This window comes from Xanthobacter aminoxidans (assembly GCF_043193615.1).
GTDB classification, from domain to species: Bacteria; Pseudomonadota; Alphaproteobacteria; order Rhizobiales; family Xanthobacteraceae; genus Xanthobacter; species Xanthobacter aminoxidans.
Genome location: NZ_JBAFUS010000004.1, coordinates 335,042 through 351,724, shown reverse-complemented (window position 1 = coordinate 351,724; position 16,683 = coordinate 335,042). Strand labels below are relative to the sequence as shown.

Genomic DNA, 16,683 nt, shown 5'->3' with positions numbered 1-16,683 from the left:
GCACCTTCCCGCCAACCAAAGCCGCCGCACCTGCGGGGCAAAAAGGGAAGCGCCGGGATGCTGGAGACGCCGCACGACAGAGCGGGGGGATGGGTCGGCCGCGCCATCGAGCGCGTGGAGGATGCCGCCCTTCTCACCGGCGGCGGCCGCTACCTGGATGATCTGGGCACAAAGCCCGGCACGCTTCACATGGCGATCCTGCGCGCGCCCCACGCCCATGCCGACATCGTTTCCATCGACACCGCCGCCGCCAAGGCCCTGCCCGGCGTCGCCGCCGTGCTCACCGGCGCGGACGTGGCACAGCTCACCACCTCCCTCGTGGTGGGCGTGAAGGCGCCGGTGGACTGCTGGCCCATGGCGGTGGACCGTGTGCGCTTCGTGGGCGAGCCGGTGGCGCTGGTGGTCGCGCAGGACCGCTACGTGGCCGAGGACGCCCTCGACCTCATCGAAGTCACCTATGAGATGCGCCCGGCCGTGGTGGACCCGCTGGCCGCCATGGACGAGGGCGCGCCGCTGCTGCACGACGGCTTCCCGCGCAACATCGCCTCCGACCGCAGCTTCCGCTATGGCGACCCGGAAACGGCGTTCGCCGAGGCCCCGCACCGTATCGCGGTCTCCGTGCGCTACCCCCGCAATTCCTGCACACCCATCGAGACTTATGGCCTCGTCGCCGAATACGACCCGCACGAAGATGCCTATGACGTCCTCGCCAATTTCCAGGGCCCCTTCTCCATCCATGCGGTGATCTCGCGGGCGCTCAAGGTGCCGGGCAATCGCCTGCGCCTGCGCACGCCACGCGACAGCGGCGGTTCGTTCGGCGTCAAGCAGGGCATCTTCCCCTACATCGTGCTGGGCGCAGTGGCGGCGCGGGTATCCGGGCGGCCGGTGAAGTGGATCGAGGACCGCCTCGAACACCTCATGGCCTCGGTCTCCGCCACCAACCGCGCCACGACGCTGACCGCCGCCGTGACGGCGGACGGGCGCATCACCGCCCTGGACTGGGACCAGGTGGAGGATTGCGGCGCCCATCTGCGCGCGCCCGAGCCCGCGACGCTCTACCGGATGCACGGCAACCTCACCGGCGCCTACGACATCCGCAATCTCACGGTCCGCAACCGCGTGGTGGTGACCAACAAGTGCCCCACCGGCCTCAACCGGGGCTTCGGCGGCCCGCAGGTCTATCTCGCCCTCGAACGGCTGATGCAGCGCATCGCCGTGGAGCTGGGGCTCGACCCGCTGGAGGTGATCCGCCGCAATCTCGTTCCGGCGAACGCCTTCCCCTATCGTACCGCCTCCGGCGCGCTCCTCGATTCCGGCGACTACCAGAAGACGCTGAAGGCGGGCCTTCAGGCCGGCGACCTCGCCGAGCTTCTGGCCCGGCGCGACACGGCGCGCGCGGAAGGGCGCATCTACGGCATCGGCTATGCCGCCGTGGTGGAGCCCTCGGTCTCCAACATGGGCTATATCGCCACCGTCCTTACCCCGGCCGAGCGCCAGAAGGCGGGGCCGAAGAACGGCGCGCAGGCCACCGCCACCATCGCCATCGATCCGGTGGGCTCGGTCACGGTCCATGTCGCCTCCGTGCCGCAGGGCCAGGGCCACCGCACCGTGCTCTCGCAGGTGGTGGCGGACGTGCTGGGCCTGAAGCCTTCCGACATCCGCGTGAACGCGGAGATGGACACCGCCAAGGACGCCTGGTCAATCGCCTCCGGCAACTACGCCAGCCGCTTCGCCGCCGCCGTGGCGGGGGCTGCGAAACTGGCGGCGGACCGCATCGCTGAACGCCTCGCCCGTGTCGCCGCCGCGCAGCTCAACGTGCCGGCAGAGGACGTGATGTTCTCAGGCGGCAAGATCGCGGCGCGCTCCAATCCGGCCAATGCGGTGCCCTTCTCCCGCGTCGCCGCGCTCTCCCATTGGTCGCCGGCGCAACTGCCGGACGGGGTGGCGCCCACCATCCGCGAAACGGTGTTCTGGACGCCGCCGGAACTCACCGCGGCGGACGCGGGCGACCACATCAATTCCTCCCTCTGCCACGGCTTCATCTTTGATTTCTGCGGCATCGAGATCGACCGCGACACGGGCGCCATCCGCATCGATCGCTACGTGACCGCGCACGACTGCGGCACCATCCTCCACCCCGGCATGGTGGATGGGCAGATCCGCGGCGGCTTCGCCCATGCCCTCGGCGCCGCGCTGCTGGAAGAATACGCCTACGGGGACGACGGCAGCTTCCTGACCGGCACCTTCGCCGATTATCTCGTGCCCACCGCCATGGAGGTGCCCGAGCCAGTCATCGTCCATACGCAGACCCCCTCCCCCTTCACGCCGCTGGGCGCCAAGGGCGTGGGCGAAGGCAATTGCATGTCCACCCCCGCCTGCCTCGCCAACGCGGTGGCGGATGCGCTGGGCATCACGGATGTGCGCCTGCCGCTGGCGCCCTCCGCCGTCGCGGCCCGGCTTCACGGCGCGGAGCCGCCGGCTCCGGCGGGCGCCCGTGCTGCGCCCGCGCCGGCTCCCTCCGGCAAGGGCGAGCGGCTCCTGCGCGGCGCCGGCAAGGCCCATGTCGCAGCTGCCCCCGAGGCGGTGTGGGCCATGCTGCTGGACCCGGACACACTCGCCGCCATCATCCCCGGCGCCCACGACGTGCGCAAAGTCTCCGATACGAAATTCACCGCCGACGTGACGCTGGGCATCGGCCCGGTGAAGGGCCGCTACAAGGCGCAGGTTGCGCTCTCCGATCTCGACCCGCCCAGGGCCGTAACCCTCTCCGGCAAGGTGGACGGAAACCTCGGCTTCGGCGGCGGCTCCGGCCGCGTCACCCTCACGCCGGCCGGCACGGGCGGGACGGAGCTATCCTACACCTACGAGGCCTTCGTGGGCGGCAAGGTGGCGAGCGTCGGCGGGCGGCTGCTGGACGGCGCGGCCAAGGTCATCATCGGCCAGTTCTTCGCGGCTCTCGCCCGCAAGGCGGACGGCGGTGCGGCGCCGGAGGGGGGACTCGTCTCCCGGCTCCTCGCCCGGCTCTCCACGCTGCTGGGGAGGGACGCGCGATGAAGCCCGTGGCCTTCGATTACGTCCGCGCCGAGAGCGTGGAGGAAGCCCTTGCCGTGCTGAAGCAGGAGGGCTCCGACGCCCGCATCCTCGCCGGGGGCATGTCCTTCATGGCCATGCTCAACATGCGCCTCGCCCGACCCAAGGTGCTGGTGGACATCATGCGCGTCGCCCCCCTGGCGCGGATGGAGGAGGAGACCGGCGCGCTGAAGATCGGCGCCGGCGTGCGGCAGGCGCGGCTTCTCGCCGCCGACGTCCTAGACCATGCAGCCCCGCTCATCGCCAAGGCCCTGCCCTTCACCGGCCATGCCCAGACTCGCAGCCGCGGCACGGTGTGCGGCTCCATCGCCCATGCGGACCCGAGCGCGGAGCTGCCGCTCTGTCTCGTGACGCTGAGGGGCCATGTGCACCTCAGGAGCGCCAAGGCAGCGCGCAAGGTGGCGGCCGACGACTTCTTCACCGGCATGATGGCGACAGCCAAGGCCGACGACGAGATGATCGAGGCCGTCTCCTTCCCCACGCCGCGCGGAGAAGGCACCGCCTTCCGCGAGATCGCCCGCCGCCATGGGGATTTCGCCATCGTCGCCTGCGCGGCGCTGGTCTCCGACACAGGCATCCGCCTCGGCGTGGGCGGCGTCGCCGACATGCCGGTGGCCCGCGATTTCCCCCTGCTCGACGGCACGGCGCTCGACGACGCGCTGAACGCCTTCGCCTGGGAGCTGGATGCCCGCGACGACGTGCATGCCACCGCCCGCTATCGCCGCGAGCTGGTGCGCCGGATCGGCCGCACCACCATCGAGGAGGCCAGACAATGCCGCGCCTGAGCGCCGCCGCGCGCCACACCGTGCGCTTCACCCTCAACGGCCGCCCGGTGTCGGGGCATGCCGCCCCGCGCACCCTGCTTTCTGATTTCCTGCGCCACGAGTTGGGCGCCACCGGCACCCATGTGGGCTGCGAGCACGGCGTGTGCGGCGCCTGCACCGTGGATGTGGACGGGATGCTCACCCGCGCCTGCATGACGCTCGCCGTGCAGGTGGAGGGATGCGCCATCCGCACCGTGGAGGGCCTCGCCCCGGCGCCGGATCGCCTGTCCGTTCTTCAGGCCGCCTTCCGCCGCTACCACGCGCTGCAATGCGGCTTCTGCACCGCCGGCATCCTCATGTCGCTCGACGTGTTCCTGAAGACCGAGTCGGACCCGAGCGAGGCGGCCGTGCGCGACCTGCTCTCCGGCCATCTGTGCCGCTGCACGGGCTACACGCCCATCGTCCGCGCCGCGCTGGAAGCGGCGGCGGAGCTTCGCGACGTCCAAGGGAAAACCACCCATGCTTGACCTCGGCACCAGCTTCCTCGCCAGCGTGGCGCGCGATCCCGGAGCCATCGCCATCGTGGACGGCGACCTGCGCCTCACCTACCGCGACTGGCTCGGCAGGATCGGCGCCGTGGTCGCCGCCTTCGACCGGCTGGGGCTGAAGCCCGGCGACCATCTGGTGAGCGTGCTGCAGAACCGGTTCGAGGCGGCGACCCTGCACTGGGCCTGCCAGTTCGCCGGCCTCGTCATCACCCCCATCAACTGGCGCAGCAAGGCCGACGAGATCGATTTCGCGCTGGAGAATGCCGAGGCGAAAGCTCTGGTGTTCGAGGCGGTTTCCGCGGAGGCCGTCCGGGGCGCGACGCAAGCCGCCGGCCTCCTCACCATCGCCGTGGGCATCGAGGCGGAAGGCGCCGTGCCCTTCGCCGCGCTTCTGGCTGAGGCGGCGCCGGAACCGCTGCCGCGGGCGGGGGCGGATGCATGGTCCATCATGCTCTACACCTCCGGCACCACCTCCCGCCCCAAGGGCGTGCCGCGCCGCCACCGGGCGGAGCGGGCGGCGGGCATCGCCCATGTGGCGCAGAACCTCTATCGCCGGGGCGAGGTGACGCTGGGCGTCATGCCGCTCTACCACACCATGGGGGTGCGCTCGCTCCTCGCCATGTCGGTCATCGGCGGCACCTTCGTGTGCCTGCCGCGCTACGACACGAAAAGCGCGCTGGCGCTGATCGAGCGCGAGCGCGTCACCAATCTCTATCTGGTGCCGACCCTCTACCACGACCTCGTGCACGATCCCGCCTTCGCCACCACCGACGTGTCGAGCGTGCGCAAGCTGGGCTTCGCCGGCGCCTCCATGACCGACGGGCTCCTGAAGAAACTCGACGCGGAATTCTCGCCCGAGCTGTTCGTGAACCATTACGGCTCCTCGGAAATCTACACCTTCACCATCGACCAGAAGGCCATCCTGAAGCCCGGCTCGGCCGGCCGCGCGGGCATCAACCAGATGGTGCGCGTGGTGCGCCTGGGCGCGACCTCCGCCGACGAGATCGCGGCGCAGGGTGAGGAAGGCGAGATCATCGCCCTGCTGGCCGGGGATGAATCCTTCGAGGGCTACTGGCGCCGCCCCGAGGCCGACGCGAAGTCCCTGCGCGACGGCTGGTACTTCACCGGCGACACCGGTTTTTTGGACGCGGACGGCGACCTCTTCGTCACCGGCCGGGCGGACGACATGATCATCACCGGCGGCGAGAACGTCTCGCCCGTGGAGATCGAGAGCTGCCTGTCCCTTCACCCCGCGGTGTCCGAGGTGGCGGTGGTGGGCCTGCCCGACGAGAAGTGGGGCAAGATCGTCGTCGCCTTCGTCAAGCGCGCCGCGCCGGTGGATGCGGGCGAACTGGACGCCTGGTGCCGCACCTCGGGCCTCGCCAATTTCAAGCGCCCGCGCCGCTTCGTGTTCGTGGCCGACATCCCGAAATCCCCGGTGGGCAAGCTGCTGCGCCGCCAGCTCGTCGCCGGTGAATACGTGGCCGAGGCGGACGCCGCCCACTCCGCCGCCTGATCTCTTCTTGCCAATTCACGTTCATCCAGAAGGAAATCCAAGATGGCCGTAGCCTACACCTTCGCCGATCCCCGCCTCGCCAAGCTGGACGGGTTCGGCGTCGAGATCGACGAAGCCAAACAGCGCGCCGACATCGTCCTGAACCGCCCGCCCTTCAACATCGTCTCCATGCCCCAGCGCGACCAGCTGCGCCTTGTGTTCGAGACGCTGGACGAGGACGAGCGCGTGCGCGTCATCGTGGTACGCGCGGTGGGTGAGCACTTCTCCTCCGGCGGCAACATCAAGGGCTTCATGGAGGCCTCGCCGGAGACCGTCTCCAAGCTCGCCTGGAACATCGCCGCGCCCTTCCGCGCCTCGAAGCCGGTCATCGCCGCCAACCGGGGCTTCTGCTTCGGCGTCGGCTTCGAGCTGTCGCTGGCCTGCGATTTCCGCATCGTCACCGACACCACCCAATATGCCCTGCCCGAGCAGAAGCTCGGCCAGATCCCCGGCTCCGGCGGCTCGGCGCGCCTGCAGATGATGGTGGGCATCACCCGCACCAAGGACATCGTGATGCGCTCCAAGCGCATCAGCGCGCAGCAGGCCCTCGACTGGGGCATCGCCACCGAGAAGGTGGCCGACGCGGACCTGGAGAAGGCCACCGACGCCCTCGTGGACGAACTCGTCGCCTTCTCGCCCATGGCCCAGCGCACGGCGAAGAAGCTGCTCAACGACACCGAGGATTCCCCGCTCTCCATCGCCATCGAGCTGGAAGGCCATTGCTACAGCCGCCTCAGGCAGTCCCACGACTTCAAGGAGGGCGTCGAGGCCTTCCACGAGAAGCGCAAGCCCGAGTTCAAGGGCTGCTGAACACACAAAACATGCCCCTCAGGGGCCGGGAGGAAACAACAATGTCCGCTCAAGATATACCCGTCGCCCCTGCCGCCATGGCGGTGGGGAGCCGCCAGCGCAACAGCGCGATCATCGCATCCGTGCTCGGCTGGTCGCTCGATTTGTTCGACCTGTTCATCCTGCTCTATGTGGCGCCGGTGGTGGGGCAGTTGTTCTTCCCCTCCACCCATCCCACATGGTCGCTGGCGGCGGTCTATGCCTCGTTCGCGGTGACGCTGCTGATGCGGCCCATCGGCTCGGCCCTGTTCGGCCATTATGCCGACGTGCACGGCCGCAAGGGCGCCATGCTGGTGGCCATCACCGGCGTCGGCCTGTCCACCGCCGCCTTCGGCCTGCTGCCCACCATCCATCAGGTGGGTGCCATCGCTCCCGTCATCTTCCTGCTGCTGCGCCTCGTGCAGGGCGTGTTCGTGGGCGGCGTGGTGGCCTCCACCCACACCATCGGCACGGAATCGGTGCCGCCCAACTGGCGCGGCCTGATGTCCGGCCTCGTGGGCGGCGGCGGCGCGGGCATCGGCGCGCTGCTGGCCTCCATCGTCTTCCTCATCACCTCCACTTTGTTCCCGGGCGATGCCTTCGCCGAGACCGGCTGGCGGGTGATGTTCTTCTCCGGCCTGCTCTCCTCCTTCCTCGGCTGGTTCATCTTCCGGAACCTTGAGGAATCTCCCTACTGGAAGGAAATGCAGAAGCAGAAGGCGGCGAAGAAGGCCGCGGGCGCCGCAAGCCAGACGCCGCTCAAGGCCCTGTTCGCGAGCGGCTACCGCAACGTGCTGCTGGTGAACCTGCTCATCACCATCGGCGGCGGCGCGGGCTATTACCTCACCTCCGGCTACATGCCGACCTTCCTGAAGCTCATCAACAAGCTGCCGAACCAGACCTCCTCCTACATCCTGATGGCGTGCTCGGTCTCCGCCCTCATCTCGGCGGTGCTGGTGGGCGCGCTCAGCGACGTGATCGGCCGCAAGAAGACCTTCCTGCTGGTGGGCATCGCCGCCATCATCCTCCTGCCGACCTTCTACCTCGGCATGGCGAAGGCGACGGACATGTCCACCATCGTGCTCTATGCGCTGGGCATCGCCTTCATGGGCAATGCGGGCTACGCGCCGGTGCTGATCTTCCTCAACGAGCGCTTCCCCACCGCCATGCGCGCCTCGGGAACGGGCCTGTCGTGGAACATCGGCTTCGCCATCGGCGGCATGATGCCCACCTTCGTCTCGCTGGCGAGCCCCACGCCCGCGGACCTGCCCCTGTCGCTCTCCTTGTTCGCCGGCGGCGTGTTCGTGCTCTACCTCATCGGCACGCTCATCATCCCGGAAACGAAGGGCAATTTCCGGTAGGCTGGGCGCCCCACGAACCGGAGAGTCGCGCCGCAAGGCGTGGCTCTCGCGCCCCGGCAGGACCGGGCAAGACCACACACGGGCAGAACCATGGCGAATACGAAGACCTTGCGCTCCGGCGGCGAAATCCTGGTGGAGGCGCTGAAGATCCACGGCGTCGAACGCGTCTTCTGCGTGCCCGGCGAGAGCTTCCTCGCCGCCATCGACGCCCTCGCTGGAGCGGACCGGGCCATCGAGACCATCGTCACCCGCCACGAGGCCGGCGCCGCCAACATGGCGGAGGCCTATGGCAAGCTCACCGCGAAGCCCGGCATCTGCTTCGTCACCCGGGGGCCGGGCGCGAGCCATGCGGCCATCGGCATCCATACCGCCGCGCAGGATTCCACCCCGATGATCCTGTTCATCGGCCAGGTCGGCTCGCACATGCGCCAGCGCGAGGCATGGCAGGAGGTGGACTACCCCGCCATGTTCGGCGGCATGGCCAAATGGGTGGTCGAGATCGACCGCCCCGAACGCATCCCCGAACTCGTCTCCCGCGCCTTCCACGTCGCGACATCCGGCCGCCCCGGCCCGGTGGTGGTGGCCCTGCCCGAGGACGTGCTTTCCGATGAATGCGAGACGGGGGATGCGCAGGCCTATCGCCGCGTCGCCGCCCATCCGGGGGCGCAGGACATGGCGCGGCTCGCCGCCATGATCGGCGAGAGCGCGCGTCCCCTCGTGCTGGTGGGGGGCGGCGGCTGGACCAAGGCCGCCTGCCGCGACTTCGCGCATTTCGTGGAGGCATTCGATCTGCCGGTGGCGGCGGGCTTCCGCCGTCAGGACATCCTCGACAACAACCACCCCAACTACATCGGCCATGCCGGCCTCGGCCCGAGCCCGAAGCTCGTCGCCCGCATCCGCAACGCCGACCTGATCATCGCGGTGGGCGGACGCCTCGGTGAGACGACCACTAATGGCTACACGCTGTTCGACCTGCCGCGCCCGGCGCAGCGGTTCGTGCATGTCCATGCGGACCCGAACGAGCTGGGCCGGGTCTATCAGGCCGACCTGCCCATCAATGCCGGAATGCCGGAGTTCGCCGCTGCCGCTGCGGCGCTGAAGCCCAAGGGCCCCACCGGCTGGCGCGCCCGCACACCGTGGAGCGACGAGGTGAAGGCCGCCCGCTCCGCCTATGAGGCCGACCAGGTCCCCGGCCCCATGCCCGGCCGGCTCGATCTCGGCGCGGTGATGATGCATCTGCGCGAGGTGCTGCCGAAGGACGCCATCCTCGCCAACGGCGCGGGCAACTATGCCATCTGGGTGCACAAGTTCCACCGCTACGGCGGCTTCCGCACCCAGCTCGCTCCCACCTCCGGCGCCATGGGCTACGGCCTGCCGGCGGCCATCTCGGCCAAGCTCCACCACCCCGACCGGGAGGTGATCTGCTTCGCCGGCGACGGCTGCTTCCTCATGAGCGGGCAGGAGCTCGCCACCGCCTGCCAGTACAAGGCCGGCGTGGTGGTGCTGGTGGTCAACAACAACATGTACGGCTCCATCCGCGCCCATCAGGAGCGCGAATATCCCGGCCGTGTCTTCGCCACGACGCTGGAGAACCCGGACTTCCCGGCGCTGGCCCGCGCCTATGGCGCGTTCGGCGAGAAGGTGGAGGAGACGGCGGCCTTCGCCGACGCCTTCGCCCGCGCCCGCGCCTTCTCAGTCGAGCAGAAGAAGCCGGCGCTCCTTGAACTCGTCATCGACCCCGAGGCCATCACCCCCTCGACCACGCTGACCGCGCTGCGCGCGGCGGCGCTCAAAGCGGGTCACGGCTGACCTGAAAGGGCCGTCGCGGACGGCCGGGAGGACAAATGAACGCCATCGCCCCGCTCGCGGCGCAGAACCTCATCGACGGCATCTGGCAGGGCGCGCTCTCCGGTGAGACCGCACCGAGCTTCGATCCCGCCACCGGCGCCGTGCTCGGCCACTTCCCGGCGAGCAGCGCGGCGGATGCCGAAGCGGCGATTGCCGCCGCACGGCGCACTTTCGAGCGGCCGGAATGGGCGCAGGCCCCGCGCCTGCGGCAGATGGTGATGCTGCGCTGGGCCGATGCGATGGAAAAGAAGGCGGACGCCCTCGCCCGCCTCCTCACCGCCGAGAACGGCAAGCCGCTGGCCCAGTCGCGTGGCGAGATCGCCGGCTCCATCTCGGAAATCCGCTATTATGCGGGCATCACGCGCCACATTCCGGGCCATGTGTTCGAGGTGGAACCGGGCGCCTTCTCCACCCTGCTGAAGGAGCCGGCGGGTGTCGCCGGCCTCATCATTCCGTGGAACGCGCCGGCGGTGCTGCTCATCCGCGCGCTGACGCCTGCGCTCGCCGCCGGCTGCACGGCGGTGGTGAAGCCCGCCGCCCAGACCGCACTCGTCACCGCCGAGATCCTGCGCACACTGGCCGAGGTGGAGGGCCTGCCGCGCGGCGTCGTCAACCTCGTCGCCGAGACCGGGCACGAGGTGGCGCGCACGCTGGTGTCGTCGCCGGAGGTGGATGTCATCTCGTTCACCGGCTCAAACGCCACCGGCGCCCGCATCATGGCCGATGCCGCCCCCACCATGAAGAAGCTGTCGCTGGAGCTTGGCGGCAAATCCTGCTGCCTGGTGTTCGAGGATGCGGACGTGGAGGCGGTGGCGCCGAAGCTCGCGGCGGCGGCCACCATCATCGCCGGCCAGCAATGCACGGCGGCGCGGCGCATCCTCGTCCACGAGAGCCGCTTCGACGCCATGAAGGCGGCGCTGAAGGACGCCCTCGCCGGACTCAAGATCGCCCCCGGCGCGGACGCGGGCAGCCAGATGGGCCCGCTCATCGATGAAGCCTCCCGCGCGCAGGTTGAGCGCAAGACCGAGGAAGCCATGGCGATCGCCGATGAGGTGGTGCTCGCCGGCAGCCGGCCCGGCGGCGCGCTGGAGAAAGGCTGCTTCCTCTCCCCCACTCTGCTGGCCCACGCCGACACCGGCGCCTTCTTCGTGCAGGAGGAGATTTTCGGCCCGCTGGTGGTCATCGAGCGCTTCACCGACGAGAAGGACGCCGTGACCCGCGCCAACCACACAGACTACGGCCTGTCTGCCAGCGTGTGGACCCGCGACGGCGCGCGGGCGATGCGGGTGGCGCGGGCGCTGCGCAACGGCACGGTGTGGATCAACGACCACAACAAGCTGTTCGCGGAAGCCGAGACCGGCGGCTATCGCCGGAGCGGCCTCGGCCGGCTGCATGGCTATGATGCGCTGATCGACTTCATGGAGATCAAGCACATCTATCAGGAGGCCGGGGTGGTCTGATGCCCGCCCGCGCTCCCATTCCCGACATGCCTTTCTTCGACACGGTGATCGTGGGCGGCGGCTCCGCCGGCTGCGTCATGGCGAACCGGCTCTCGGCCGATCCCGCCCACAGCGTCCTGCTGATCGAGGCGGGGGAGGATACGCCCCCCGGCGCCGTGCCCGACGCCATCGCCGACAGCTACCCCATGGGCCTGTTCCACGGCGACCGCTTCGTCTGGCCCGGCCTCTCCGCTCTCACCGCCCACCGACCGGATGGCACGCGCGGGTCGCGCGCCTATGAGCAGGGGCGCGTCATGGGCGGCGGCTCCAGCATCAATGTTCAGTCCGCCAATCGCGGCCTGCCGCGCGACTATGACGAATGGGCCGCCCTCGGCGCCGCCGGCTGGGGCTGGGACGACGTGCTGCCCTTCTTCATCAAGCTGGAGCGCGATCTCGATTGCGGCGGGCCGCTGCACGGCAGGGATGGTCCCATCCCCATCCGCCGCATCCTGCCGCCCGGCTGGCCGCCCTTTGCCGAAGCCGCGACGTCGGCGTTCGCGGCGAGTGGCCTGCCGCGCCGGCTGGACCAGAACGGGGAGTTCGAGGACGGGGTGTTTCCGCCCGCCTTCAACAACGAGAACGACCGCCGTATCTCCGCCGCCATCGGCTATCTCGACGCCGCCACACGCGCCCGGCCGAACCTTGCGATCTGGCCGCGCGCGCAAGTGCTGCGCCTCAGGATGGACGGCGCCCGCGCAGCGGGCGTCGAGGTGGAGCGGGGCGGCGCGGTGACAGAAGTCGCCGCGGGCCGCGTGGTGGTGACGGCGGGGGCGTTGCAGACGCCGGCCATCCTCATGCGCGCCGGCATCGGCGACGGGGTGGCGCTGGCGGCGCTGGGGCTTCCGGTCGTCATCCATCGGCCCGCTGTGGGGCGGAACCTGCGCGACCATCCCACCCTCACCTTCTGCCAGTATCTGCCGGAGCGGCTGCGCCTGCCCATGACCTATCGCCGGGCCTCCTTCGCCGCCCTGCGGTTCTCCTCCGGCGTGGACGGCGGCGAAGCCTCGGACCTCTACGCCACCGCCTCGGCGCGGGCGGGCTGGCACGGGCTCGGCCGGCGGCTGGGGCTCTATTTCCTGTGGTGCAACCGGCCGAAGTCCAGCGGCTCCGTGCGCCTCGTCTCGGGCGATCCGCGCGCCTATCCGGAAGCCGACCTCAACCTGCTCGACGACCCCAGCGACCTCGCGCGGATGAAGGCGGGCGTGCGCACCCTTTTCTCCCTCCTCGTCTGCGAGGCGCTGAACCCGGATGCGGGGGACGTTTTCCCCGCCGCCTTCTCGCCCTTCGTGAAACGCCTCAGCCGCGTGTCCCGCACCAACGCGCTTCTCGCCGAGGCGCTGGGCGCGCTGCTCGACGTGCCGGCGGGGCTGCGCCAGATGGCGCTGAAGCGCTTCATGTCCGGCGGGGTGTCGCTGGCGGAGATCGTCGCGGACGATGCGCGGCTGGAGGCCTTCGTGCGATCGAGCACCTTCGGCGTCTGGCACGCCAGCGGCACCTGCCGCCTCGGCGCGCCGGACGATCCCGCGGCGGTGCTCGACCCCACTGGCAAGGTGATCGGCAGCGAGAATCTCTATGTGGCGGACGCCTCCGCCATGCCGCGCCTGCCCACCGCCAACACCAACATCCCGGTGCTGATGATCGCCGAGAAGATCGCCGCAGGCCTCGCCCGCGCCTGATGCGGCGCGGGCGGCGGCGCCTCAGGCCTTGGACTTGAGGTAGGCGACCATGCCGATCACATCCTCAGCCACCAGCCGGCCGATGGGCCCGCTGGAATAGACGGCGTTCAGCACTTTGCCCTCCGGGTCGAGCAGGAAGCCGGTGGTCTGCAAATAATGGGGCTCCGCATTGATGTAGGCCCCGAGCGCTTCGGCGACCGCATCCGCATCGACGCTGTGGCCGACGGGGAAGGACAGCTTGTGCCGGGCGATGGTGCCGGCGCTGGTCGGCTCGTCGTCCACCGAGAAGGCCACCACCTTGATGCCCGTCGCGGCGAGCTTTTCGGCGGCGCGCTGGAAGCCGGCGAGCTGGGCCTGGCAATAGGGGCACCAGGCCCCGCGATAGACCAGCACCACGCCATAGGAGCCGGCGAGGGTTCCCGGCAGCGCAATGGTGCCGCCACCAACGGCGGGGACGGTGAGGGACGGAAACGTCTCGCCATTCTGCAAACGCGACATGGACAGCTCCTTGAACTGGACTTGTTGGTCCAAGGCGCCAGAGCGAAATTGGACTGTCAAGTCCAGTTCAACTAAGCTCGGCCCATGTCGAAGACGCCGACTCCTCCACGCCCGACCCCCTCTCCTGCCCTCACCCGCCGTGGTGCCGCCACCCGCGCCCGCATCATCGCGACGGCGGCGGACCTCATCCACGCCCACGGCGCCGAGCGCACCAGCCTCGACGACGTGATGGAGGCGGGCGGGTTCAGCAAATCGCAGCTCTACCACTACTTCTCCGACAAGAATGCGCTGGTGCTGGAGGTGATCCGCTTCCAGACGGAGCGCGTGCTTGCCGCCCAGGATCCGCACCTCGGCACGCTCGATTCCCTCTACGCCCTGAAGCGCTGGCGCGACGCGCTGCTGGCGATCAATGCGGCGGGCGGCACCGCCGGCTGTCCGCTGGGGTCGCTGGCAAGCGAGGTGTCCAACGATTTCGAGACCGCCCGGCTCGATTGCGCCGCCGGCTTCGCGAAATGGAGCGGCCTTCTGGAACTGGGCTTCGCCCGGATGCAGGCGCGCGGCGAGATCGGCCCGTTCGCCGATCCGCACACCCTCGGCATCGCCGTGCTGAGTGCCGTGCAGGGCGGGCTGCTGCTCGCCAAGACCGCGCGCTCGGCCGAGCCGCTGCGCGTCGCCTTGGACATGGCCATCGCCGAGGTCGCCCGGCACACCACGACGGGCGCAGCCTAGGGTGCGGACGGCGCCGCGCCGGCGACTTCGGCGATGAGGGCGCGCAGCCAACGCTGGCCGGCATGGCCGTGGGTGCGTTCGTGCCAGATGAGGCTCACGTCGAACCCCTCGGCAAGCCACGGCACATCGATCATCACCAGCCGCGCGGGCGGATCGCGCAGCAGGCGGCGGGGCACCAGCGCCACCAGGTCGCTCGCGGCGACGATTTCCGGAATGAACAGGAACGAGGCGGCCGACATCACGACCTTGCGCCGGTGGCCCAAAGCGGCGAGCCCCTCGTCCACGGGAGTGCGGAAATGGCCGCCGCTGGGCGACACGATCACGTGCTCCAGCTCGGCGTAGGCTTCGATGGACAGTCCAGGCCGCAGGCGCGGATGGCCGCGCCGGCCGATCAGCACATAGGTCTCCGCGAACAGGTGCTGCGCGCGCAGATGCGCCTGCGCCGGCTGGGGCGTGGTGAGCACGAGATCGGTCTCGCCGGAGGCGAGCTGCTGCTCGATCAGATCGGGCATCAGGTGACGCACCGCCACCCGCACGCCCGGCGCCTGCGCCCGCAGCGCCACCACCAGCGGCATGACGACTGCGGCCTGGATATAGTCCGAGCAGGCGATGGTGACGGTCAGATCCGCCGTCGCCGGATCGAAGTCGCGGGCCTCCAGCGTCGTGCGCAACTGGTCCAACGCGGCACGCAGCGGGCCGGCGAGTTCCACCGCCTTGGCGGTGGGCGTCATGCCGCGCCGGGCCGGCACCAGCAGCGGATCGTCGAACAGGTCGCGCAGGCGGGCGAGCTGCGCGCTCACCGCCGGCTGGCTGAGATGCAGCCGCGCCGCCGCCCGCGTCACGTTCCGCTCGGCGAGCAGCGCTTCCAGCGTGACCAGAAGATTGAGGTCGAGGCGGCTGGTATCCATCTTGATTATGCCAACTCAGAAGAGATGCGATTTCATAGATAGCATGACGCGGCCTAGCTTCGAAGCGTCGCCGCCCGCGCGGAACCGGCCCACTCCGGCCGCAGCGGGCGCCAGGGAGCTTTGGTCATGTCCAAGACAGTCCTCGTGGTCTTCGCCCACCCCGAGCCCGCCTCCGTCACCCGCCAGCTGGTGGACGTGACGGTGGAGACGCTCGCCGCCGAAGGCCACCGCATTCTCACGTCCGATCTCTACGGCATGCGCTGGAAGGCGGTGTACGACGCGGACGACTTCCCGAGCCGCGCCAACCCGGAACGGCTCTCCTTCGTAACCGAATCGGGCCACGCCTATGCCACCGGCCGGCAGACGCCCGATGTGTTGGCGGAGCAGGAAAAGCTCCTCGCCGCCGATGCCGTGATCCTGCAGTTTCCGCTGTGGTGGTATGGCGTCCCCGCCATCCTCAAGGGCTGGATCGAGCGGGTCTATGCCTTCGGCTTCGCCTATGGCTACAGCAACGGCACCAACGAGCACCGCTACGGCGAGGGCATCCTGAAGGGCAAGAGGGCGCTGGTGAACGTGCTGACGGGCGGCCCCGCCGCCGATTACGGGCCGCGCGGCATCAATGGGCCCATCGACCAGCTGCTGTTTCCCCTCACCCACGGTGCCCTGTTCTATCCGGGCATGGAGGTGCTGCCCGTCCACGCCGTCTACGGCGCGGGGCGCTTCACCAGCGCCGAGCAGGTGGAGGCGGCAAAGGCCGGCTGGCGGCAGCGGCTCGGCGGGCTGTTCACGGACACGCCCATCCCCTTCCGCGCCCAGAACGGCGGCGATTTCCCGGACCGGCACACCATGGCCGACCATGTGGCGCCGGGCCGGACGGGGATCGTCGCCCATGTGGCGGAGACTGACGCCGGCTGACGCGGAGCGGGGCCGGTTTTTCCCGCCCCGCCAGTCGTTCACGCGCTCAGACGGCGCAGAAGAATCGAACGGGACAAGCGTTGTCGGCCCGGCCTATAGTCGTTGAAGATGGGACGAACGGGCCGGGCCGGCCTGCATTGCCAAATGTTCCCGGTTTTTCTTTGCCGAATCTTCCCGTTTTCCCTGGCAGCGTTCCCTAGAAGACACACCTTGAAATCCTAAGAGGATTCTCAGCCGCCCGGCCGATTGACGGCACTTCGGGCGCGCTTATGGTTTCATCGTGGAAGAATTCTGGTGTGACGACCACACGGTTCCCGGCGCCCGGCGCGGGTCATCGCGGCGACGTCACACCGCCAAAAAAACGGCCCCGGTCGGACGAGGGCTGAAAGGGGCGGGCGATGCACGGGGAGCGCGAGAGCGGGGCCTCACGGAGCGCACATTCGCAGCGGGTGGCTTCCCGCAGC

Annotated in this window: 13 protein-coding genes; 11 read left to right on the top strand and 2 right to left on the bottom strand. The window is 69.7% G+C overall.

The annotated features are described in order from the left end of the window. The first annotated feature begins 57 nt into the window (after positions 1 to 57). The 9 genes from V5F74_RS20335 (at position 58) to V5F74_RS20295 (ending at position 13,169) form a co-directional block, all read left to right on the top strand. The gene (locus tag V5F74_RS20335; RefSeq protein ID WP_394009836.1) at positions 58 to 3,054 is read left to right on the top strand and encodes a xanthine dehydrogenase family protein molybdopterin-binding subunit; all 2,997 of its coding nucleotides are present in this window, start codon (positions 58 to 60) and stop codon (positions 3,052 to 3,054) included. After that, the gene (locus V5F74_RS20330) at positions 3,051 to 3,875 is read left to right on the top strand and encodes an FAD binding domain-containing protein (RefSeq protein WP_394009835.1); all 825 of its coding nucleotides are present in this window, start codon (positions 3,051 to 3,053) and stop codon (positions 3,873 to 3,875) included. Before V5F74_RS20335 ends, V5F74_RS20330 begins: the two co-directional genes overlap by 4 nt. Then, positions 3,863 to 4,381, top strand: a complete 519-nt coding sequence (locus V5F74_RS20325; protein ID WP_394009834.1) for a (2Fe-2S)-binding protein — start codon at positions 3,863 to 3,865, stop codon at positions 4,379 to 4,381. The genes V5F74_RS20330 and V5F74_RS20325 overlap by 13 nt, the downstream gene beginning before the upstream one ends. Next, positions 4,374 to 5,918, top strand: a complete 1,545-nt coding sequence (locus tag V5F74_RS20320) for an AMP-binding protein (RefSeq protein WP_394009833.1) — start codon at positions 4,374 to 4,376, stop codon at positions 5,916 to 5,918. Before V5F74_RS20325 ends, V5F74_RS20320 begins: the two co-directional genes overlap by 8 nt. A gap of 42 nt (positions 5,919 to 5,960) precedes the next feature. Next, positions 5,961 to 6,767: an enoyl-CoA hydratase/isomerase family protein gene (locus tag V5F74_RS20315; RefSeq protein ID WP_029556653.1), complete on the top strand. Its 807-nt coding sequence runs from the start codon at positions 5,961 to 5,963 to the stop codon at positions 6,765 to 6,767. A gap of 41 nt (positions 6,768 to 6,808) precedes the next feature. Beyond that, entirely contained in the window at positions 6,809 to 8,146 is a 1,338-nt protein-coding gene (locus tag V5F74_RS20310; RefSeq protein ID WP_029556652.1) for an MFS transporter, read from the top strand. A gap of 90 nt (positions 8,147 to 8,236) precedes the next feature. Beyond that, a complete protein-coding gene (locus V5F74_RS20305; RefSeq protein ID WP_394009832.1) occupies positions 8,237 to 9,955 on the top strand; it encodes a thiamine pyrophosphate-binding protein in 1,719 nt (572 codons plus the stop codon). A gap of 35 nt (positions 9,956 to 9,990) precedes the next feature. Then, positions 9,991 to 11,454, top strand: coding sequence for an aldehyde dehydrogenase family protein (locus V5F74_RS20300; RefSeq protein WP_394009831.1), 1,464 nt, complete (start codon positions 9,991 to 9,993; stop codon positions 11,452 to 11,454). Next, positions 11,454 to 13,169 carry a GMC family oxidoreductase gene (locus V5F74_RS20295; protein WP_394009830.1) on the top strand — a complete coding sequence of 572 codons (1,716 nt, stop codon included), beginning with the start codon at positions 11,454 to 11,456 and terminating at the stop codon, positions 13,167 to 13,169. Before V5F74_RS20300 ends, V5F74_RS20295 begins: the two co-directional genes overlap by 1 nt. Positions 13,170 to 13,190: 21 nt before the next feature. Here the strand turns inward: V5F74_RS20295 and V5F74_RS20290 are convergent, their stop codons facing one another. Next, positions 13,191 to 13,667 (bottom strand): peroxiredoxin family protein, encoded by a 477-nt coding sequence (locus V5F74_RS20290; RefSeq protein WP_394009829.1) that lies wholly within the window; start codon positions 13,665 to 13,667, stop codon positions 13,191 to 13,193. Positions 13,668 to 13,751: 84 nt separating this feature from the next. On the opposite strand from V5F74_RS20290, the gene V5F74_RS20285 reads away from it, so the two are divergent. Continuing rightward, on the top strand, positions 13,752 to 14,396 hold the full coding sequence (locus V5F74_RS20285) for a TetR/AcrR family transcriptional regulator (RefSeq protein WP_394009828.1): 645 nt from the start codon (positions 13,752 to 13,754) through the stop codon (positions 14,394 to 14,396). On the opposite strand, the gene V5F74_RS20280 is transcribed toward V5F74_RS20285, so the two are convergent. Beyond that, positions 14,393 to 15,304 (bottom strand): LysR family transcriptional regulator, encoded by a 912-nt coding sequence (locus V5F74_RS20280; RefSeq protein WP_394009827.1) that lies wholly within the window; start codon positions 15,302 to 15,304, stop codon positions 14,393 to 14,395. The genes V5F74_RS20285 and V5F74_RS20280 overlap by 4 nt on opposite strands. Before the next feature lie 126 nt (positions 15,305 to 15,430). Between V5F74_RS20280 and V5F74_RS20275 the strand changes: the two genes are divergently transcribed. Continuing rightward, the gene (locus V5F74_RS20275; RefSeq protein ID WP_394009826.1) at positions 15,431 to 16,219 is read left to right on the top strand and encodes an NAD(P)H-dependent oxidoreductase; all 789 of its coding nucleotides are present in this window, start codon (positions 15,431 to 15,433) and stop codon (positions 16,217 to 16,219) included. Positions 16,220 to 16,683 lie beyond the last annotated feature (464 nt).